The following is a 20176-nucleotide window of genomic DNA, read 5'->3' on the forward strand; positions in this document are numbered from 1 at the left end:
GCGCTTGCAGGTTTGTTGCATTGCCCACGGAGGCCCGACCAGGAGGCGGCGCCTCCCGGGTTGGCCGGCCGCGAGGGCGAAGGCGGCGGAGCGGTCGGCCGCGGGCAGTCCCGGCTTGTCGCCCGCGCGGTATTGACACGGCCCGAACTGCCGCCGATGCTCTGCTAAATCAGTTTAGCGACTCACATTGCTCCACCCACCCCCGCCCAGAGATCGCTGACTGAGCACCGTCCCGAGAGAGGACCCCGCATGAGACTGCGAAAAGGACTGGCTCCGCTCGTCGCCACCCTCGTCCTGGTTAGCGCCTCCGGCACGGCATACGGCAGTGCGAGCGGCAGCCCGGGCACTGAGGACGGAATCCGCAGCATCACCCCGATCACCACCGTCTACACGTACGGCCAGAAGGTCTCCGCCGTCGCGATCGAGTACGGCGCGGCGGTCAATCCGCGCACCGTCGACACCGCCACGTTCTCGGTGGCCGACACCATCTACAACTTCCGGTTCAACCCCATCGAGGACCTACCGAAGCTCGCCGACCGGACCATCACCCACACCTACACCAACGGCGTACCGGGCACACGTACCGACCACCGGTCGGCACCGGGCAGGTACGTCATCGTCGAGCTCGACCCGGCCGACGTGGGCGGCTCGACGGTCATCGTCTCCAAGTGCCCGACCTTTCTCTGCACCGTGAAGGTCAACCCCGAGCTGCCGACCCGGGTGGTGCAACGCCGAGACGTCCACGGCCAGCCCGGGCGCGGGGTCGGCAAGGGGCCGGTGCTCGCCAGGGCCACCCCTCGTCAGTCCCGCCCGGTCACCGAGAAACCGGTCAACGAACTGGTCGACTCGTTCACCTACGGCTCGTTCCTCAGCGGCGGAATGGTGCTGCCCTACCACTACCACCTGCCGAAGAACTACCAGCCCGGACGCAGGTACCCGCTCATGGTCGTCCTCCCCGGTCACGGGATGGGCTGGGACGGCGACAACCTCGGCGTCCAACTCGCCGCCGACGTCCCGGCGACCGCATGGCTCCAGCCACGGTGGACCGGCACCTCCGAGGACGTGATCGTCCTGGCACCCCAGCACCAGCGGGTCGGCGGCGCCGCCGAGGCCGACCTGCTGATCAAGCTGCTCGATCAGTTCGTCGGCCAGTTCGCCGTGGACACGCGCAGGGTGTACGCGACCACGGTGTCGTACGGCTCCCAACTGCTGTGGGCGGCGTTCGCCAAGCGACCGGACCTGTTCGCCGGTGGGCTGGTGACCGGCGGCTTCCCGGTCAACGCCACGCAGGCGACCGCCATCGCGGCGGCCGAGGTGCCGATCTGGATCACGCACGGCGAGCACGACCACCTGCTCAACGTCACCGGGGCGCGAAACTCCTCGACGTTGCTGCGGCAGGCGTACGAGGCCCGGGGTAAGACCCCGGAGCAGGCCGCCGACCTCGTCCGCTACACCGAGTACGCCGACGGGGCCTTCTCGTTGCCGGACTACCACGCGGCGTTCGGTCCGACCTATGCGGACAGCGGCATCCTGCGCTGGCTGCTCGACCAGACCAAGGGTGCCAACGCGGGCGACTGACGCCTCAGCAGAAGGTGCGGGGCTTCTCGTGCGTCGACTCGCCGCCGTGGAGCCCCGCGCCGCTGCTGACGATGCGGGGTCAGCCCGCGTATCGGGTCATCGACCAGCGTCGCCGGGGTCGGGCTCACCGCGAGAGGATGCGCTGCCGACGAGCGCGGACTCCTGGACCTCCTGCCGGCCCTCCTCCCGGGCTCTGGCGAGCAGCCCGGCCAGCCGCCGCCGGCGGCGACGGGTCGCCACCCGAAGGCCGACGATCAGCGCGGCGAGAAGACACAGCAACGCGAGCTGCGCCCACGGCACGACCCAGGTGGTGACGGTGGCGGAGGCCGGCCGGAGATCGGCGCCGGCCTGGCCGTCGCCGAGCAGGGCCGGAGACGTGGTGACGGTCGTACGGAGGCGACCCAGCGCCCAGACACCGTCGGCGCGGGTCTCCACCTCGCGACTGCCACCCGGGAGCATCTCCTCGACAGCACTGGTGACGTCGTGGCTGGTCCGGCCAAAGAGGTCGGACACCGAGACGCGGCCCGTTCCGCTGACCCAGACGTTGCCGTCGTTCTGCACGGTGTAGCGGACCCGGACCGTGCCACCGGCGAAGGGGTTCCACGACGGAGCGTACGTCGCGCTGAGGCCGTTGACGGGCAGGGCTGCCTGGGCGGTTCCGTTGACCCGCACCATGACCCGGAAACCCACTCGGCTCTCGACGTTGACGGTGCCCCCGGTGCTGGTGACGGTCGCGGCGATGCCGGCCGGGTGGTCACCCGGCGTGGCGCCCTTGGGCACCGTGATCGTGAACGGCACCACCTTCGTCTCGTTGGGGCCGACGGTGACCCTCTCCTGCACGTCGATCCAGGTGCCGCCGTCGACCGAGGTGCGGTCGGAGGACAACATGTTGAACCGGCCCTTGTCGGTGAGGTAGCCGTCGGCGGCCTTCAGGGAGAAGGCGACAGCGTTGCGGCTGAAGTTTCGTACCGCCAGGTGCTCGGTCCGGGCCTCCCCCGGGTCGAGGCTCGCGTTGATCCACCGGCGTTGGTCCGGACCACTCGGGGTGGCCGGCTGGACCGTCCAGGTCAGGGCTTTCGGGTCTGGTTCCGCCGCCGCCGCGGCCGGCGCAGCCGCAACCGTGAGGGTCGTGACAGCCAGGATGGTGAGCGCCCGGCGCAGCGGGGAGACGGTCATGAGACGACGGCCCTTCGACACGGGGCCGGCGGGGGCCTGTTTCCAGGCCCCCGCCGAGCCACTACTCGAACAGTGAGAGCGTGAGCGTGGAGCTGTACTCGCCGGCGGCGACCTCGGCCGGGGTCCGCAGGTACAGATCGGCGTTGACGGAGTACGAGTCGCTGGCAACGGCCTCGGAGTCGAAGGCCGAGACCAACAGCTCCTGGTCGACGAGGCCGACGTTGTTGCCGGGCAGGGTCTCCTCGTCGAGGGCGGTCACGACCTCCTCACCTTCGGTGACCAGGCCGGTTTCCCCGCCGTCGAGCAGGCGTGGCTTCCAGCCGAAGTGGTCGGCGGTGATGGGTGCCTGACCGGTGCTGCCGGTGAAGTCGGTCGCGCTGCCGAGCACCGCCCAGGCGGCGCCGTCGGGCACCTCGTCGGCGACGCGGGTGTCGGTGACCGTCACCGTCGGCAGCGTACCGACGAACTGGCGAACCAGCAGGGTCGAGCCGTCCTCGGACAGCGCGACGGCGTCACCGGCGATCGACAGGGCGAGTACGCCCGGTTCCCTGATCTCGTCGATGTCGACCGTCACCCGCACGCTGGCGTCGTCGCCGGGCTCGGCCATCGCGGGCGACGGCGACACCGCCGCGCCGGACAGGACGGCGCCGACGGCGCAGGCCGCGAGCATCTGCCGCCGTTTATGTGTGTTCATGTGACCTCCGTTGTCATCCGTGATTGATGTGCCGGGTTGGTGGGTCATCCGCCGCAGGTGCCGGCAGGGTGCTCGACGGTGCGCACGGTCGTCACGTCCCTGCCACCGATCACCCCGGTCACCCGGACCGTCGCCGAACCAGCCGGAACAGACACCGCACGCGTGTTGAACGACTGATACGCACTCGCACCCGGCGCCACGGCCGCGAACGACCGCTCACCGTACGCAGTCTCCAGCGTCACGCCGACCGACCCGTCATGGTCGTTACGCGCCTGCACCGCCACGTACACCTTCCCGCTCAGGCACCGCGTCGAAGCGGTGACCGTGACGGGTAGCTCGGACTGGCCGGTGGCCGCTTCGAAGGCCCAGGAGTCGAGCTCGAAGAGGTCGGCGCCCGTCGGGCCGGTGACGGTGAAGTAGACGTCGTGCACGCCGGTGACGCCCTCAAGCTCGGCGGTCACCTCGGCCCACTGCCCGGACGGGGCGTCGACCGGGATGGTGCCGACAACCGGGCCGGTGACGTCGTCCAGCCGCACCTGGATCTGCGCGCCGGCAGTGAGCGCCCGCACCCGCGCCGTGACGCTCTGCGCGCCGTTGTCGCCGAAGTCCACCGACGACAGCGCGGTCCAGTCGCCGTTGTCGATGTCGCGTACCACCAGGTTCGGTGCCGCACCGCCGAACTGGGCGGAGTTGCCGTCGACCTTCGCGGTGGCGATGCCCTTGCTCCAGCCGAAGGTCTCGGCCTCGAAGAGGCGGTACGGATCGAAGTTCCGGACCTGGTTCACGCCGGCATAGGTACCGACGACCTGCTGGATGGTGCCGTCCGGGTTGAAGGCCAGCTCCTGGATGTGCGGGCTGCGGTACCCCTGCGTCGTGTTCCCGTTGATGCGCTTGTTCAACGTCGGGGCGTGGTAGGTGAAGTAGTACTTGCCCTCGAACTGGAACACCGACTGGTGGTTGTTGCCACCGGTGCCGGCGCCGAAGAACTGCGACTGGTTCGGGAAGAGCACGCCGGCGTAGGTCTCCTTCGGCCACGCCATCGGACCGTCGGAGATCATGTAGCCGATCTGGCCACCCCCGGGGTAGCCCGGCAGTGGCGTCTGGGGGCCGCCGAAGTCGTTACCGCCGAAGTGCGAGGAGTACGAGAAGTAGTACTTTCCCTCGCGCTTGAAGACGTGACCGGCCTCGAAGGCGACCGGGGCGTCGACCACCGCGGCCGTTCCCTGGGTCGCGACCATGCTGTCGTCGAGTTCGATCGAACGGATGTTCTTCGGGTTGTTGAAGCGCTCGGCCGGCGGCATGCTCGTCGACGCGGGACCACCACCGAAGTAGAGGTACGGCTGGCCGTTGTCGTCCACGAACGGGGCCGGGTCGAACTTCCACGCCACGTCCTCAGCGCCGGGGGTGCCGCCATTGATCAGTGTGCTCGTGCGCTCGCTGGTCCACGGACCGAGCGGCGACGCGCCGGTGATCACGTTGCTGGAGCCGCCACCGTTGGCGTAGTAGAGGAAGAACTTCTCCTGACCGTTCACCACCTTCTTGGTGATGCCCGGCGCCCACGAGTTGGCGGTGAACGGCGCCACCCCGTTCGGGCCGGCGACCTGGATCTCGCCGTGGTCCGTCCAGTTCACCAGGTCCTCCGAGGAGATCACCGTGATCTGGTTGATGTCGCCGTAGTTGATCCCCGGCGAGACGCCGGTGGCGGGGTTGGGGGCGTAGCCCTGGGTGTCGTTGGTCATGTACATGTACACCCGGCCGTCGTGCACGAAGCCGAAACCGTCGGCGCCGAACTTGTGCCCGATCAACGGGTTGTGCTCCCCGGGCAGCTTGCCGACGACCTCGATCGTCTTCGACGCCGGTGCGGGCGGCGCCGCGCCGACCACCGAGACGTCATCGAGCTTGAAGTCCATCAGGTGCAGGTCCGGATCGGTGGACGGCGTGCTCGTCCAGGGGGTCTCGAAGAAGAGCCGCGCCGTCGACACGACCTGCCCCGCCGGGATCGTGAAGGTCCCGTTGAACTGTGCCCACTGACCCTTCGTCGCCGTCACGCTGACGAGGTTGGTGTAGGTGCCACCGCCGTAGTGCATGGTGGCGAAGAACTGCTTGGTGGCCGGTCCGCTCGGGTTCTCGTACTTGATGCGGGCCGTGAGGGTGTAGGCCTGGCCGGCCTGCACCTTGCCGCTGAGGTCCTGCATCGGCCCGGAGCCGGTCGTCGTCCGGCTGGTGACGAGCGCGGCGTTCGCACCGGCGTAGGCATCCGACGTGGCCGACAGCTGGGCGCCGTCGGTGGCGTTTCCGTTGTTGACGAACCAGTTGGCCAGGCCCTCCTCGAACCCGCCGTTGACGATGAGATTCGTGTCGGCGGCCTGGGCAGGTGCCGACCCGGCTCCGAACGCCGCGGCCAGCAGCAGACCGACCGTCGCGATCGCCGCGACCCTTCCTCGGGTCGCCCGTCGCCTTCGTTGTTCCACGAGACATCCTCCTTCAACTCTGACGTGCGGTCATCGGTGTGCGGGGGATCGATGAATAGGCGTTCCTGGGTGGTCCGGACATCAGGGGCCACTGCCGCCACCGGCTCGACGCGGCCGGCGGCGCGGGACAGTTCCTGCTGGTCCGCGCCGCGCGGCCGGTCGCCGGTGGCTGGTAGGCGGTCGGGGTTATCCGCCGCAGGTGCCGGCAGGGTGCTCGACGGTGCGCACGGTCGTCACGTCCCTGCCACCGATCACCCCGGTCACCCGGACCGTCGCCGAACCAGCCGGAACAGACACCGCACGCGTGTTGAACGACTGATACGCACTCGCACCCGGCGCCACGGCCGCGAACGACCGCTCACCGTACGCAGTCTCCAGCGTCACGCCGACCGACCCGTCATGGTCGTTACGCGCCTGCACCGCCACGTACACCTTCCCGCTCAGGCACCGTGTCGAAGCGGTGACCGTGACGGGCACCGCCGCGAGCACTCCGAGGCGGGTCAGCTGATAGCTGAGTGCCCGCTCCGGCGCGTCGATCTGGTTCTGGGTCCCGAGCTGTCCGGCCCGCGCGGACCTGGCCGCCGCCAGTGCGGACTGTGCCGCAGCCCAGGCGTCGGCCGGGTAGTGGCGCCCGTCCAGGGTCTCCGCGTGGGCGATCGCGGCGTCGAGGGCACCGGTGTCCAGCGGCCGCGCCTGCGCGGTGAGCGTGTCGCTGAGCAGGTAGTGATCGAAGTCGACGCGCCCGCCGGTCTCCTGCGTCGCGTAGTTGAACAGGCCCACCCGGTGACCCATGAAGTGCGCGAGGCTGCCGTCCAGCGTCTGCGGGCCGACGCGGTTGCCCAGCCGGGTCCACTGCTGCCCGTCGAGGCTGTAGTAGAACGTCGTCCACAACTGGCCGACCGGCGAGGCGAAGTCGAGGTCCGCCTTCACGTGCACCTCGGTCGCGTCAGCCAACGCGACGGTCGTGCCCGGCACGAAGGTCTCCAGCGTCTGTTGGTCGAGGTCGACCGCGAACGGCTGCGACCGGTTGACGACGCCCAGGGTGTTGACACCGCCGACGCGTTTGACCGCCACGTACGAGAATCCGCGGTTGTAGGCCGCCAGGCCGGCGACGTCCCCGTTCTTCATTCCGGAGATGTCCATCCGGGTCTCCACCGACTGCCGTGGCCCGAACGTCCGCTGTGAGAGCGTGTTGCGGGCCTCCTCGAACCAGGCCAGCTCGGCCCGGTTGGACAGCTTCGTGTAGATGTACTGGCCGGTGACCACCTTGCCGGCCGTCAGCCGCAGCCATCCGTCCCGGTCGGTGAGCGACCAGTAGCGGTTGTCGGGGGCGTGGTTCCACTCCCACGCCAGGTCCAGCCGCGACCCGTTGGGGGCGATCTCGGCCTCGTCCAGCGGCGCCGGGATCGTCCACTGCTCGTCCTGGTACGCCTTGTGCGGCGCGTCGTTGGCGAAGTCGTCCGAGGCGACGATGCTCTTCTGCCGCTCGAACGCCTCCTCCGCCGGGCTGAGCCGGATCGGCTTGTCGAACAGGCCGTTGACCGGAACGACCCCGTTGGTGCCGAACGTCGGCCACCCGTCCCGCCAGGTGGCGGGGATGAGCGCCGGGATCCGCCCGATCGGGAACGTGTCGCGGAAGAACATGCCATGCCAGTCGGTCCCGCCGCCGGCACGGCTGATCGGAACGAGGCTGCCCTGCGCGAAGCCGTTCGAGTTGAGTACGCCGCGCGCCTCGTAGGTGTTGACCCCACCGGCCGAGGTGTAGCGCCCCAGCAGGTCCTTCGAGCGGAGCATGACGACCTGGCGGCCCTGCCCGGATGGCCACGTGATGATGACGGCGTAGTACCAGCCGTCGATGTGGTAGAACTGCGCGCCCTCGAACAGACCGCCGATGAACGGCTGGCCGGCGTAGTTGCTCGCCGTGAAGATGTTCGGGTAGTCCTGCTCGATCGCCGTCAGACCGGCGTTGAGGCGTACGGCGCTCGTGCCGCCGGAGCCGTAGAAGATGTACGGCGTGCCGTCGACGTCGAAGAAGAGTGACGGGTCGTGCAGGCCACGGCCGAGGGCGGTGCGCTGCCAGGCGCCGTTCTCGATGTCGTCGGTGCGGTAGAGGTACGCCCCGTTGAGGTTGTTGGTGTTGAAGGCGACGTAGAACATGCCGTCGTGGTAGCGCAGCGACGACGCCCACTGACCCTGGCCGTACGAGTTCTGGCCGTTGCGCAGGGAGAAGGAGTCGCCGATGCTCGCCCGGTCGAAGACGTAGTTGACGATCTCCCAGTTCACGAGGTCGTACGACTTCATGATCGGCGCGCCCGGGCTCAGGTGCATCGTCGTGCTGATCATGTAGTAGATGTCCCGGCCCTCGTCGTTCTCGGCGGCCGGTACTCGCTCCACGCTGATGTCCGGCACGTCGGCGTTGAGCAGGGGCACCGAGTACGTGCCGGCGCCGGTGTCGGTCGAGGTGTACGACGATCGGGGCGTCCATCCCTCGGCTGCCTGCGCGACGGCGGGTGTGGCCACCAGGCCGGCACCGACGACGACGGTGACCAATGCGAACGCACACAGTGGGTGGGGCCGACGCGGGTGCACTGTGGAGGCGAACACCTTCAGCGCTCCGACGGCACGGTGGACGGCATCGTTCAGGCAGTTCAGAGGGGATGTGCGGGCGAGACTGGGAACACGCGAGCGGATCGACACGGCCAAGGTGGGCTCCAAGCGCGAGAGCGGCGTGAAGGCCATCGTGTTATCGCTAACAAAGCCTGTCAAGACAATCAATGAAACGTGCCCGAAGTGTCCCCGTAACACCGTGGACCCACCAGAATGGACTGAGGTGCCACGGGTGGGAGCGCGGCCATGGATCAGCAGGCAGGCGACGCTGGCCCGGAGGCAGCTCCGTCTCAACCTCGGCGGGCTCCCCGGTGCCGTCCTGACGACACCGGGGAGCCGAGCGCGGGCCGGTCGCCTCAGGTGTCGAGGCAGGAGAGCATGGCGGCCGTGAGCCGGTTGGCGCGCTCGTCGCCCACCCCGCGCATCTGGTTGACCACGTAGCCGAATCCAACCTGATGCTCGGCGTCACCGAAGGCCAGATTCCCGCCGGCGCCGTCGTGGCCGAAGCTGCGCTCACCCAGCAGCGGTCGGGCCGGCGGCGAGTGCAGCAGAAAGCCCGTGCCCCAGCGTTGCCCGGTGTCCGGCGGCCCGTGTCGCTGCTGGCCCCGCGAACGGACCGCGACCGCGTCGTCCACCGACGCCGCCGAGAGCAGGGGTCCACCCTGGATGTCCGACACGCAGGCCGCGTAGAGGCGTGCGAGGCCGTCCGCGGTGCTCACCGCGCCGGCGCCGGGGACGCCGGCCGCCCGGATGGCGGGGTCGTTGAAGCTGACCAGGCCGTCCGTGTCGGCGGGAAAGGCGAACGCGCCACCCATGGTGATTCCCCGTTCGGCGACCGGGTCCACGAACGGATCGGCCTCCGGAGGTGGCGCCAGGCCCCAGGCGACACTGTCGCTCTCGACGGCGGGAAGCCCGAGCCAGGTGTGCAGGCCGAGCGGGTCCGCGACGGTGTCACGGAAGAACGCGCCGGGCAGTTGGCCGGTGATACGGCGGATCACCTCACCGATCAGCCAGCCGTAGGTCATCGGGTGGTAGCCGTGGGCCGTGCCCGGCTGCCACAGCGGGGCCTGCGCCTCGATCGCCTTGATGACCGGGTCCCAGGCCAGGACCTCGTCGAGGGTCAGGGGTCGGTCCAACGCGGGCAGGCCGGCCTGGTGCGTGAGCAGCCAGCGCACGGGGATGTGTGCCTTGCCGTGCTGCCCGAACTCCGGCCAGTAGCGCGTCACGGGAGCGTCGAGGTCGAGCCGGCCCTGCTGGACCAGCAGGTAGGCGCAGATCGCCAGGATACCCTTGGTACAGGAGAAGACGACGACCGGCGTGTGCGCCTCCCAGGGCCGTCCGGTGCGGGTGTCGGCCACCCCGCCGTACAGGTCGACGACCTTGCGGCCCTGTACGTAGACGGTGGTCGCGGCGCCGACCTCTCCGTGAGAGGCGAAGTTGTCGCGGAAGACGTCGGCGACGCGCCCGTAGCGTTCGTCGACGTCGCCGTGGATCTGCGGCTGTGCAACCACTGCCTATCCCTTCACTGATCCCTGGATCAGGGCCTTGATGAACTGTCGCTGGAAGATCAGGAACACGATGAGGGTGGGAGTGAGGATCAGCAGCGATCCGGCGCAGAGCAACACCAGATCGGTGCCCCACTGGCCCTGGAACGCGCCGAGCGCCCCGGCCATCGTGCGTTTGGTGGCGTCATCGACGAGGACGATGGCGAGGAGGAACTGGTTCCAGGTCCAGAGGAACAGCAGAATCGTCAGCGAGGCGATGGCCGGCCGGGCGAGCGGCACCTGGACCCGCCAGAACAACTGCCAGGTGCTGCTGCCGTCCACCCGGGCCGCCTCGGACAGCTCGACCGGCACGTTGGTGAAGTGCGCCCGCATCCAGAACACCGCGAACGGCATGTACAGCCCGATCAGCGGCAGGATGATGGCCCAGCGGGTGTTGAGCAGGCCGAAATCCTGCATCTGGTAGTAGAGCGGGGTGACCACGGCCTCGAAGGGCAGAGTCAGACCGAGGAGGAGGAGGCCGAAGACGAGCCGACCGCCGGGCACCCGGAGCTGACCGAGCCCGAACCCGGCCATGGTGGCGATGAGCACCGACACCGGCACGACACCGGCCACGATGAGCAGGCTGGAGCGCAGCAGAGCACCCATGTTGGCGGCTGTGAAGGCATCGGCGAAGTTTCCCCACTGCGGGTCGGACGGCCAGGCCAAGCCGCTGGGCACGGTGCCACGGGGCTGCAACGCCGCCGAGAGCATGCTCACGAACGGCAGCAGGGTGACGAGGATCAGGGCGATCAGGAAGACCCGGCCGGTCACCTGTTCACGTCGGCTCAGGTTCACGGCTTCTCCCCGCGGGTGAGTCGCTGGATCGGCAGCACGCACGCCAGCACCAGCAGCATGAGGACGACAGCGAGCGCCGAGGCGAGCCCGACCTGCCGCTGCGAGAAGGCCAGCCGATAGATCTCCAGGCCCGGCACGGTGGTCTGGAGGCCAGGACCGCCGCTGGTGGAGATGTAGACGATGTCGAAGCTGGCCAGAGCGGCGATGATCGTCACGGTCAGGCAGACCCCGATCTCCTGGCGCAGACTGGGGAGGGTCACGGCGAGGAACTCGCGGACCGGCCCGGCGCCGTCCAGACGGGCGGCCTCGTAGAGCGCCGGATCGATCTTGCTCATTCCGGTGACCAGCAGGATCGTGCAGAGGCCGAGCAGGACCCAGGCGCCGATCACGCCCACGGCAGGCAGCGCCGTGTCGAAGTCGCCCAGCCACGCGCGGGCGACGCCGCCCAGGCCGACCGCACGCAGCACCTGGTTGATCAGCCCGTTCGACGACAGCAGCCAGCTCCACGCGATGCCGGCCGCCACCAGGGGGATGACCTGTGGCAGGAACAGGATCGTCCGGACGACGGTCCCGAACGTGCCGGTGGTGATCCGGCGAACCATGCTCGCCACCAGCAGCCCGAGCGCGACGGGGATGAAGCTGAAGAAGACGATCAGGATGACCGCGTTGGCGATGATCTTCAGCAGGTCGCTGTCGGTGAAGACGGTGACGTAGTTGTCAAGGCCCGCCCAGCGGGCCACGCCGATGCCGTTCCAGTCGTAGAGCGAGTACTGCACGGTCAGCGCGAGGGGGCGTAGGACGAACACCGCGTACATCACCAGGGCGGGCAGGACGTACAACCACGCGGTCCCGGCCGCGCGGGCCCACCGGAATCGGTGAGCCCGCGCGGGGGTGGGACGGGCGGGACGATCCGCTGACGACACCCGATCGCCCCGCCCGGTTGGTGCGCTGCCGAGGGCAGACGTCATCGGGACAGTTCCTTCTCGTACTCCGCCTGGACGGCCTTCACGTACCCCTCCGGCGTCTGCTGGCCGGCGACGAGCTTCTGCAACTCCGGCGTGATCGCGGCGGCGAAGATGCCACCGGTGGCGTTCGCGGTGAAGTCCACCGCACCGTTCTCCGCCCCGAGCTGCTGCGACGCCTTGAGGGTCTCCGCCAGGACGGTGTTGGGGGCGGCGGCCGGCACCGGCAGGTCACTCGGGCCGCCCGGGCTCGATCCACCGACCGTGACCGCGATCTCGCGCGCCTTGGCGTTGGTGTGGACCCAGTTCAGGAAGAAGGCGGCGGCGTCCGGGTTCTTGGCCTTGGCGGAGACGCCGAACGTGTTGGGGGCGGACATCGCCACGTGCTTGCCGCCGGCGGTCTCGGCGGGGAAGAGGAAGAAGCCCACGTTGCCGGGCATCGACTTGTCGAGGTTGGCCGACTCCCAGTCACCGTTGAACATGAACAGGCCGTTGCCCTTCTGGAACTCCCCCACCATGCTCGCGTAGTCCAGAGCGTTGGCGTCCTTCGGGAAGTAGCCGGCCTGCGCCCACTTCTGGATGGTCTGGGTGGCCTTCAGAGCGGCCGGCGTGTCGAACGTGGCTCCCGGCTTCTGGAAGATCCAGTCGGCGACCTGGGTCGGGTCACCGAACTGGTTCTGCAGCGCCTGGTGCGGGAAGTTGATCCCCGCGGTGTTCTTGTTGAACTGCATGATCGGCTGGACCCCTCCGGTCTTCGCCTTCGCCAGCAGTTGCTCGAACTCGGCGACGGTGGCCGGCGGCTGGGTCATGCCGATCTGACTGGCCAGCTTCTTGTTGTAGAAGACGCCGGTGACGCTGTAGCCGAGCCCCATCCCGTACAGCGAGCCGGTGCCGCGGGTGTTGTCACCGACACGCAACTGCATGAGCTGCGAGGCCGGGAACCTGTCCCAGCCGTACGCGGTGAAGTACGGGTCGAGGTTCTTGAGCAGGTCGTCCTTGACCAGGTCGACCATGGTGGGGAGTCGGATGATGTCGGGCGAGTTGTCCGACGCCATCACGCGCGGCGCGTTCTCCACGATCACCGTGAACTGGTCCTCACGGATGTTGAACTTCACGTTCGAGTGCTGCTTGGAGAACTCGTCGGCCAGCGCCTTGGCCAGGGGGAAGCCGGTCTCGGCGTACATCTCCAGCGTGATCGGCGCGGTCCCGAGTTCGGTTTTGACGTCGGCGTCGGACTGGGCGGTCGACGACCGGCCCTCCCCCGGCGCACTGCAGGCCGTCGCGGTCAACCCGACCGCCAGCAGCGACGCGAGGATCACCGCTCTACGTCGCGGGATCTTTGTCAGCAATTCTGCCATTTCATGACTCCTTGACATCTCCGCGCGTCCCGCGACCCATGGCCGCGTGACGGCTCCACCGGGACCGCCGCGACGGGGGACAGCCACAACGTGCACGTCGTGACCGGTCGCCCGAGCACAGCGCCCGTACCGTCATCAAAATGAACCCGGCACGGCCACCGAAGGCGCCCTTCGAGGCACCAAAAGTGGTCGCTAAACTGATTTAGCAGAGCATGCGCGCGGCGCGGGAAGCTGTCAAGGACAACTTGGCAACGGTGCGGAAACACCGAGTTCACGCCACGCCCGGCATGACCGGCGCCGACCCCCGCGCGGCGACGCATCATGATGGGCAAGAGCGGCGCCTGTGGCACCGCGCCTGATTCGGAGGACAGATGGGCAGCAACAGAGCAACCCTTGCCGATGTCGCGCGGAGAGCCGGGCTGTCCAAGACCGCCGCGTCGATGGTGCTCAACGGCAGAGAGGGCACCCGGCTCTCGGCCGAGGCGCACCAGCGCGTGTTCGCCGCCGCCGAGGAACTCGGCTACCGGCCCAACCTCGCCGCGCGCAGCCTACGTACCCGCAAGACGGCCACCATCGCGTTCGTCTCCGACATCGTCGCCACCACCCGGTTCGCCGGCGGTCTCATCCGCGGCGCCCTCGACGCGGCCCGGGAACGGGACCACGTGCTGCTCATCACCGAGACGCAGGGCGACGCCACATTCGAGCAGTACGCCATCGAGGCCGTCCTCGACCGACAGGTCGACGGGGTGATCTATGCCGCGATGGCCACCAGACGGCTGACGGTGCCCCCGGCCATCCTCGGCGGCCCGGTGGTGCTGCTCAACGCCACGAGCGCCGACGGCCTGCCCAGCGTGCTTCCCGACGACGACCGGGCCGGCCGTTCGGTCGCCACCGCGCTACTCGAACACGGCCATCGCGACGCGATCGCGCTCATCGGCCGCAACCGCCTCAAGGAAGACGATCCGGAGGTCTCGCTCGCGGCGCGGGCACGTCTGCACGGCATCCAGCAGGTGCTGGGCGACGCCGGCGTCACACTCCTGGCCGAGTGCTTCTGCACCGAGTGGTTGCCCGAGCACGGCTACGCGGCCATGCGTTCGCTGCTGAACAAGCCGAAGCGACCCAGCGCGATCATCTGCATGAACGACCGGCTGGCCTTCGGCGCCTACCAGGCGCTCGGTGAGGCGGGGCTGACCGTCCCGGACGACATCTCGGTGATCTCGTTCGACGACGACCCGATCGCCGCCTGGCTGCGGCCCAGCCTCGCCACCACGGCGTTGCCGCACGAACAGATGGGACGCCGAGCGGTCGAACTGCTCCTGGACGGCGGCGCGACCGAGTCGTCGCTCGTCCCGATGCCCCTGCGCCGGCGTCGGTCCCTCGCCCCTCCGGCCGGGTGACCACCGACGGCCAACGCCACCACCTTGGCCTGACCTGATCCGCCGCTAAAACGGTTTAGTGCTAGGTTTCCGGCCATGCTTCGTCTACCCGACCACTGGGTGTGGGACAGCTGGTACGCGCGGGACGACAACGGCCTCTGGCACGTGTTCTTCCTGCGCGCGTCCCGTGCCCTGCACGACCCGCACCGCCGCCACCACCGCGCCACGATCGGCCACGCCGTCTCGGCGGACCTGCGCTCGTGGCGCCTGGTCGCCGACGCATTGGTTCCCGCCGACGCTCCCAGCTGGGACGACCTGGCGACCTGGACCGGCTGCACGGTCCGTGGGCCGGACGGACGCTGGTACCTGTTCTACACCGGGGTCGGTCGCGCCGAGGACGGCCTTGTCCAACGCATCGGCCTGGCCGTCTCCGACGACCTGACCACCTGGCACCGGCACGGCACCGAGCCGATCGTCGAGGCCGACCCGACCTGGTACGAGCTGCTCGACAGGGACCAGTGGTACGAGCAGGCCTGGCGTGATCCGTGGGTGTTTCCCGATCCCGACGGCGAGGGCTGGCACATGCTCATCACCGCACGCGCCAACACGGGACCGGCGAACACCCGTGGCGTCGTCGGCCACGCCACGTCCACCGACCTGGTCACCTGGACCGTTCAGCCACCGCTGTCGACACCGGCCGGGTTCGGCCACCTCGAAGTGCCCCAGGTCGCGGTCATCGACGGGCAGCCACTGCTGCTGTTCTCCACCGACGCCACCGGCAGCGCCCGGCGCGACGACCACCGGATCTGGGTGGCGACCGGCCAGAGCCTCCTCGGCCCGTGGGACATCGCGTCCGCCCAGCCGTTCACGCACCCACACCTGTACGCGCCCCGGCTGGTCCCGGGTCCCGCCGACGACTGGTCGCTCATCGGTTTCCTCGACCACGTCGACGAGACGTTCGTCGGGGAACTCACCGACCCCATTCCCGTACGGTACGAGGCATCGACCGGGCTGATCGTGGACACGGCGAGGACGGTCGCGGAACCGTGACCGCGCAGGTCCGGGCCGAGGGGAGTCGCCCCGGCCCGGACCTGTCGGTGTCCAGTTCCCAGGTCAGCTCCGCAGCTGCCACTGCTGGTTCGTGCCGCCGTTGCAGGACCAGAGGATCAACTTCGTACCGTTCGCCGTCCCGGCGCCGTTCGCGTCGAGGCACAGACCCGACTGCACTCCCGTGATCGTGCCGTTGGCGTTGATGTTCCACTGCTGGTTGGCCTGGCCGTTGCAGTCCCAGATCACCACCGTGGTGCCGTTGCTGGTGCCCTGGCCGGAGGCGTCCAGGCACTTGGTGCCGTAGACCATGAGCTGCCGGCTGGTGGTGTGGGTCCACCGCTGGTTGGTGGCACCACTGATGCAGTCCCAGATCTGGGCCTGCGTGCCGTTGGTCGTGCTGGAGCCGCCGATCTCGGCGCACCGGCCCGACTGGACGCCCACGATCTGGACGTTCTGCGGGTTGGTGCTGCCGCCGCTCTGGACACCGGCGGCGTTGATCACCGTCTGCGCGCCCGACGGCCAACTGCCTCCGGTGACCGTGACGTTGCCGTTGACGACGTTGCCGCGGTCCCCGTTGGTCACGTTCGTGCTGTTGTTGGTCGACCAGTTGTTGGTGACGGTGAAGTTGCCCATGTTCTCCGCGTACCAGTAGTTGGCGGTGGCCCAGGTGCCGGTGGAGGAGAACACGTTGTTGCGGGCGGTGTAGTAGCGGGAACCCTCGTCGAAGTAGAGGCCGAACCAGCCGTTGGTCCGCAGGCAGTAGTTCTCGTTGATGGTCCCGCCCGGGTTCGCCGAGAGCGTGTAGATGCAGCCGCCGTCGGTCATCTGCTGCATGACGTCGTGCACGTAGTTGCCGATGACCTGGTTGTTGGCCGCGGTGGTGGCCGTCGTGTACCGCGGCTGGTAGTTGTACAGGCCCCGGTTGGCGTAGTGCTCACTGCCGCCGGCGTCGTTGGCGCCCCAGCCGTACCCGACCGACAGGCCGGTGTACGGCATGTTGTAGACCTCGTTGTGCGAGATCAGCGCGGTGTTCACGTAGGTGGTCAGGATCGAGACGACGCCTCGGTACTCCAGGCCGAGATCGTGCACCCGGTTGTTGCTCACGGTGATGTTCCGGTTGACCATCCGCTGGTCGCTGGGGTGGTGGGCGTCGGCGCGTACGCCGCCGACCACGATGCCGCCGGCGGAGTTGCGGGCGATCTCGGAGCGGGTGACCGTGATGTTGCTGGCACCCAGGCCGACGCCGCTGGCGTGGGCGTTGGCGTCGTTGCCGATGCCGATCGCCGTCTGCCCGAGGTTGACGAACTGGGAGTCGCTGAAGGTGATGGTGTTGGCGGCGGAGACCTGCACGGCGGCGGGCATCTGGTTCCAGTTCGGCCGGGTGGCCTCGAACTGGGGGCAGCCGGCCTGGCAGGAGGTCAGCGCGTCCGACGGACGGGCCCAGGTGCCGGTGATGTGGGCACCGGTCTGCTGGTCGGCGAAACCGTTGCTGCTGCTGGGGCCGAGCCAACTGGTGCCCGTGAAGGTGATCCCGCTGAACGAGATGTGGTGCGCGGGCGCGTCGTAGGTGCCGCCGACGTTGACCAGGGACTGCAGTTGCGGCAACTCCACGCTGACCGAGCTCATGCTCTGCCCGGCGAGCGGGATGTAGTTGAGCTGACCGTTGCCCGGGTTGAGATACCACTCCCCCGGCGAGTCCAGGAACTCGTACGCGTTGGTCAGGTAGAACGGGCCCGCGCGGTGCGGGCTGGAGAGGGTGTCGAACCCGAAGGTGTTGTTGTTCCAGGCGGGCTGCTGCATCGTGAGGAAGTTCCCGCTGATGCTCTGCACCGGCGAGTACCGGTCGGTGAACGAGCCGACGCTCTCCACCTCGACCCGGTTCTGGTTGCCGAGGTTGTTGAGGTAGGCGAGCGCGCTGTTGCTGAACCGCATGCCGGTGGTGGTGAAGGTGAAGTCGGCCCGGTTCACGGCGGTACGCGCCCGCGTGGCGACAGCCCCGTTGACGTAGAGCTGACGGCTGTCGAGCCCGGCCCCGACGTTGGCTCGCCAGATGTTCTTCCCGGAGTCCGCGAGCGACCAACCGGTGACCGCCCGGGCTCCGGTGATCGTCGGACGTGCCGAGGCGGCCGCCCGCCAGATCACCTGGTACCCGTTGTTACCCGAGTCGGCCGCGGTCAGCCGCATCGGCGACGACAACCGGTACGCGCCGTCGGCCAGTTCCACGACGATGTCACCGGACATCGCGGCGTTGCGCGTCCGGACCGCGGCCTGCGCGCCGGTCAGGGAGCACGGTTGGCTGGCCGTGCAACTGGTGCCGGTGCCGGAGGGCGACGCGTAGAGGGTGGTGGTGGCCGCGTGGGCCGGGGACGCCGAGGCGGTCACCGCGACCAGCGCGGTCAACGCTGTCGCGGCGGCGCCGGCCAGCATTCGCCGCAGCGGCGGAATGGACGAGACGGACACGGGACGGTGCTCCTGACATGAAGAAGGGGTGGACGGAGGAAGTGGCGCCCGGTGGCGGTCAGCCGAGGATCTCCCGGAGGTGGCGCAGGCCGTCGGTGGCGAGACGGTCCTGCGAGGGGGCCAACGGACGCCAGATCGCCGCGGCGGTGGCGATGGTCTCGTTCTCCGCCGTGAACGACTCGATGCAGATCGCGCCCTGGTAGCCGGTGTCGCGCAGGACGGTGAAGAAGCGGGGCCAGTCGAAGTGGTCCGTGCCGGGAGCACCCCGATTGGTGCCGCTGACCTGGACGTGCTTGATGTGCGGGCCAGCGAGGGAGAGGGCCGCGTAGGGATCGGCCTCCTCGATGTTCATGTGATAGGTGTCGATCATGATGCCGACGTTCGGCGGCAGACCGTCGATCATTTCGACCGTCTGCTCGATCGTGTTGACGACGCTCGTCTCGTAGCGGTTCAGCGCCTCGACACCGATGCTCACGCCCCATTCGCCTGCCTGCTCCGCCACCGGGGCCAGGGCCCGCCGGAAGTCGGCGTAGCAGGCCGCGCGAGCCGCCGGCGACATCCGCCAGGTGCGGCCGACCGCGGCGTACACGGGACCGCCGACACACGGCGCGCCCACGGCCGCCGCGCTCGCCACGCACCCCGTGAGGTACGCGACTGTCGACTCCACGACGGCCGGTGCGGCGTCCACCAGGTCCCGTCCGGGCGGGGTGACCGCGCAGACGCCGGCAGCGACGAGACCGTGCGCCGCCAGCAGGTCCCGGGTACGGACCGGGTCCCAGTCACCGGGCTGCTCGATCGGCAGTTCGACCGCGTCGAAGCCGAACGAGGCGATCCGCGGGATCAGCTCGGCGAGGGCCTCGTCGTCGACGGGCGAGGTCCAGACCCAGGGGTTGACGCCGATGGCGTACACCGGAACCTACTTCCAGCGCTGCGGGTATCCGGGCAGGTCCGTGCAACCGCACATCGCGTAGTGCAGCGGCGGCATGCTCGGATCGAGGTAGCGGTCGAGGTTGTCCTGGGTGATGGTCGGCTGTGGCAGCTTCCACGGGTTGGACACCTGCTGGCCGTCGAGGATCTGCAACGCCGCGATGACCGGCGTACGCCACTGGTAGGTGGGGTAGGTCGGCGCGATCGCGGTGAGGTTCTTGTCCTTCCAGATTTTCAGGAAGTCGAGCTGGTCCTCGCCGTTCATCGGCGGCACGGGCTTGCCCGCGTCCTGGAACGCCTCGACCGCCGCGACGGCCACCGCTCCGGCGTCCATCCAGACACCGTCGATCGTGCCGTACCGCTGGATGTAGTCGTCGACGATCTTCTTGGTCTTGGCCGGATCGCCGTCGGTGAACTCGACGCCGACGACGTCGACCTTCGCCTTGTCGAACGCCACCTTCGCCGCCGACCAGCGGGTCTCCAGAACGTCGACGCCCGGCAGGATCCGCAGGGCGAGGACCTTCCCGCCCGGCTTCATCTTCTGACTGACGAACTCGGCGCCGACGTGGCCGAACCCGTAACCGCCGATGGGGTTGATGAACGTCACCGGGCACTTCGTGTTGACACCACGGTCGAAGACGACGACCGGCAGGCCCGCCTGGCAGGCCGCCTCGACGGCCGGGGTGAGCGTGGCGGTGGTGTTCGGCGAGACGATGAGCGCGTCGCAGCCCTTGCCGAGCAGGTCGTTGATGTCCGCGATCTGCTTCTGGTCCTTGCCCTCGGCGTCGACGTGCACGAACTCCTTGATGCGGCTCCGTTGCGCCTCGACCTCGGCCTGCATGGTCTTGAACCCGACCTGCCGCCAGGGGTTGTTCAAAGCCGCGTTGGAGAAGCAGATCTTGTGCGGACCGTTCTTCTTGAACTTGGCGGTGTCCACCAGCGTCGGGTTGAGTACCTGCTCCCACGGCTTGTCGGCGGGACCGGTCGGCGCCGCGTCGAGCAACGCCAACTCGGCGTCGTAGTCGGCCTGGACGAAGAACTTCGACTGCTCCCCGGTGCCGGAACCGGCGGCGGAGGCACTGCCCGAAGGGCCGGCGGCCGGCTCGTCGGTAGCGCAGGCAGTAAGGGACAGCAGGGTGACAGCGGCCAACGCCGCCATGGAACGTCGCACTATGGAT

13 protein-coding genes and 1 pseudogene are annotated in these 20176 nt (G+C 68.9%); 3 read left to right on the forward strand and 11 right to left on the reverse strand.

All coding sequences use genetic code 11. The features are described 5' to 3' along the window. Positions 1 to 249: 249 nt before the first annotated feature. Entirely contained in the window at positions 250 to 1578 is a 1329-nt protein-coding gene (locus ACQEUX_RS15795) for a hypothetical protein (RefSeq protein ID WP_433047694.1), read from the forward strand. 96 nt (positions 1579 to 1674) lie between these two features. Here the strand turns inward: ACQEUX_RS15795 and ACQEUX_RS15800 are convergent, their stop codons facing one another. The 8 genes from ACQEUX_RS15800 to ACQEUX_RS15835 form a co-directional block, all read right to left on the reverse strand. Then, on the reverse strand, positions 1675 to 2754 hold the full coding sequence (locus ACQEUX_RS15800; RefSeq protein WP_433047697.1) for a WxL protein peptidoglycan domain-containing protein: 1080 nt from the start codon (positions 2752 to 2754) through the stop codon (positions 1675 to 1677). Between the two features lie 61 nt (positions 2755 to 2815). Next, entirely contained in the window at positions 2816 to 3448 is a 633-nt protein-coding gene (locus ACQEUX_RS15805; protein WP_433047700.1) for a hypothetical protein, read from the reverse strand. A gap of 44 nt (positions 3449 to 3492) precedes the next feature. Next, a complete protein-coding gene (locus ACQEUX_RS15810) occupies positions 3493 to 5919 on the reverse strand; it encodes a family 43 glycosylhydrolase (RefSeq protein WP_433047703.1) in 2427 nt (808 codons plus the stop codon). 186 nt (positions 5920 to 6105) lie between these two features. Then, entirely contained in the window at positions 6106 to 8523 is a 2418-nt protein-coding gene (locus ACQEUX_RS15815; RefSeq protein WP_433047706.1) for a glycoside hydrolase family 43 protein, read from the reverse strand. Positions 8524 to 8882: 359 nt separating this feature from the next. Further along, entirely contained in the window at positions 8883 to 10037 is a 1155-nt protein-coding gene (locus ACQEUX_RS15820) for a serine hydrolase domain-containing protein (RefSeq protein WP_433047709.1), read from the reverse strand. A 3-nt stretch (positions 10038 to 10040) separates the two neighbouring features. Continuing rightward, complete coding sequence (locus ACQEUX_RS15825; protein ID WP_433047712.1) at positions 10041 to 10865, reverse strand: carbohydrate ABC transporter permease; 825 nt, start codon at positions 10863 to 10865, stop codon at positions 10041 to 10043. Continuing rightward, positions 10862 to 11833: a carbohydrate ABC transporter permease gene (locus ACQEUX_RS15830; protein ID WP_433047715.1), complete on the reverse strand. Its 972-nt coding sequence runs from the start codon at positions 11831 to 11833 to the stop codon at positions 10862 to 10864. Before ACQEUX_RS15830 ends, ACQEUX_RS15825 begins: the two co-directional genes overlap by 4 nt. Beyond that, positions 11830 to 13185 (reverse strand): ABC transporter substrate-binding protein, encoded by a 1356-nt coding sequence (locus ACQEUX_RS15835; protein WP_433047718.1) that lies wholly within the window; start codon positions 13183 to 13185, stop codon positions 11830 to 11832. Before ACQEUX_RS15835 ends, ACQEUX_RS15830 begins: the two co-directional genes overlap by 4 nt. 371 nt (positions 13186 to 13556) lie before the next feature. Between ACQEUX_RS15835 and ACQEUX_RS15840 the strand changes: the two genes are divergently transcribed. Both ACQEUX_RS15840 and ACQEUX_RS15845 read left to right on the forward strand, forming a co-directional pair. Next, a complete protein-coding gene (locus ACQEUX_RS15840; protein ID WP_433047721.1) occupies positions 13557 to 14582 on the forward strand; it encodes a LacI family DNA-binding transcriptional regulator in 1026 nt (341 codons plus the stop codon). A gap of 60 nt (positions 14583 to 14642) precedes the next feature. Continuing rightward, positions 14643 to 15611, forward strand: a pseudogene (locus ACQEUX_RS15845) (family 43 glycosylhydrolase); the annotation flags it as partial. A 63-nt stretch (positions 15612 to 15674) separates the two neighbouring features. Here ACQEUX_RS15845 and ACQEUX_RS15850 read toward each other — a convergent pair. Genes ACQEUX_RS15850 through ACQEUX_RS15860 form a run of 3 tightly spaced genes read right to left on the reverse strand, consistent with a single transcriptional unit; the run spans position 15675 to position 20169 of the window. Further along, a complete protein-coding gene (locus ACQEUX_RS15850) occupies positions 15675 to 18071 on the reverse strand; it encodes a ricin-type beta-trefoil lectin domain protein (RefSeq protein WP_433047724.1) in 2397 nt (798 codons plus the stop codon). A 58-nt stretch (positions 18072 to 18129) separates the two neighbouring features. After that, positions 18130 to 18981 (reverse strand): sugar phosphate isomerase/epimerase family protein, encoded by an 852-nt coding sequence (locus tag ACQEUX_RS15855; protein ID WP_433047727.1) that lies wholly within the window; start codon positions 18979 to 18981, stop codon positions 18130 to 18132. Between the two features lie 6 nt (positions 18982 to 18987). Further along, positions 18988 to 20169, reverse strand: coding sequence for an ABC transporter substrate-binding protein (locus ACQEUX_RS15860; protein ID WP_433047730.1), 1182 nt, complete (start codon positions 20167 to 20169; stop codon positions 18988 to 18990). Positions 20170 to 20176 lie beyond the last annotated feature (7 nt).

This window comes from Micromonospora sp. CA-259024, from assembly GCF_050936255.1.
Lineage (GTDB): Bacteria > Actinomycetota > Actinomycetes > Mycobacteriales > Micromonosporaceae > Micromonospora.

What these genes read in the sequence shown, in the direction of transcription:
- ACQEUX_RS15805 (WP_433047700.1), bottom strand. Translation starts at nt 3,448, where the DNA reads ATGAACACACATAAACGGCGGCAGATGCTCGCGGCCTGCGCCGTCGGC.
- ACQEUX_RS15840 (WP_433047721.1), top strand. Translation starts at nt 13,557, where the DNA reads ATGGGCAGCAACAGAGCAACCCTTGCCGATGTCGCGCGGAGAGCCGGG.
- ACQEUX_RS15835 (WP_433047718.1), bottom strand. Translation starts at nt 13,185, where the DNA reads ATGGCAGAATTGCTGACAAAGATCCCGCGACGTAGAGCGGTGATCCTC.
- ACQEUX_RS15795 (WP_433047694.1), top strand. Translation starts at nt 250, where the DNA reads ATGAGACTGCGAAAAGGACTGGCTCCGCTCGTCGCCACCCTCGTCCTG.
- ACQEUX_RS15800 (WP_433047697.1), bottom strand. Translation starts at nt 2,754, where the DNA reads ATGACCGTCTCCCCGCTGCGCCGGGCGCTCACCATCCTGGCTGTCACG.
- ACQEUX_RS15830 (WP_433047715.1), bottom strand. Translation starts at nt 11,833, where the DNA reads ATGACGTCTGCCCTCGGCAGCGCACCAACCGGGCGGGGCGATCGGGTG.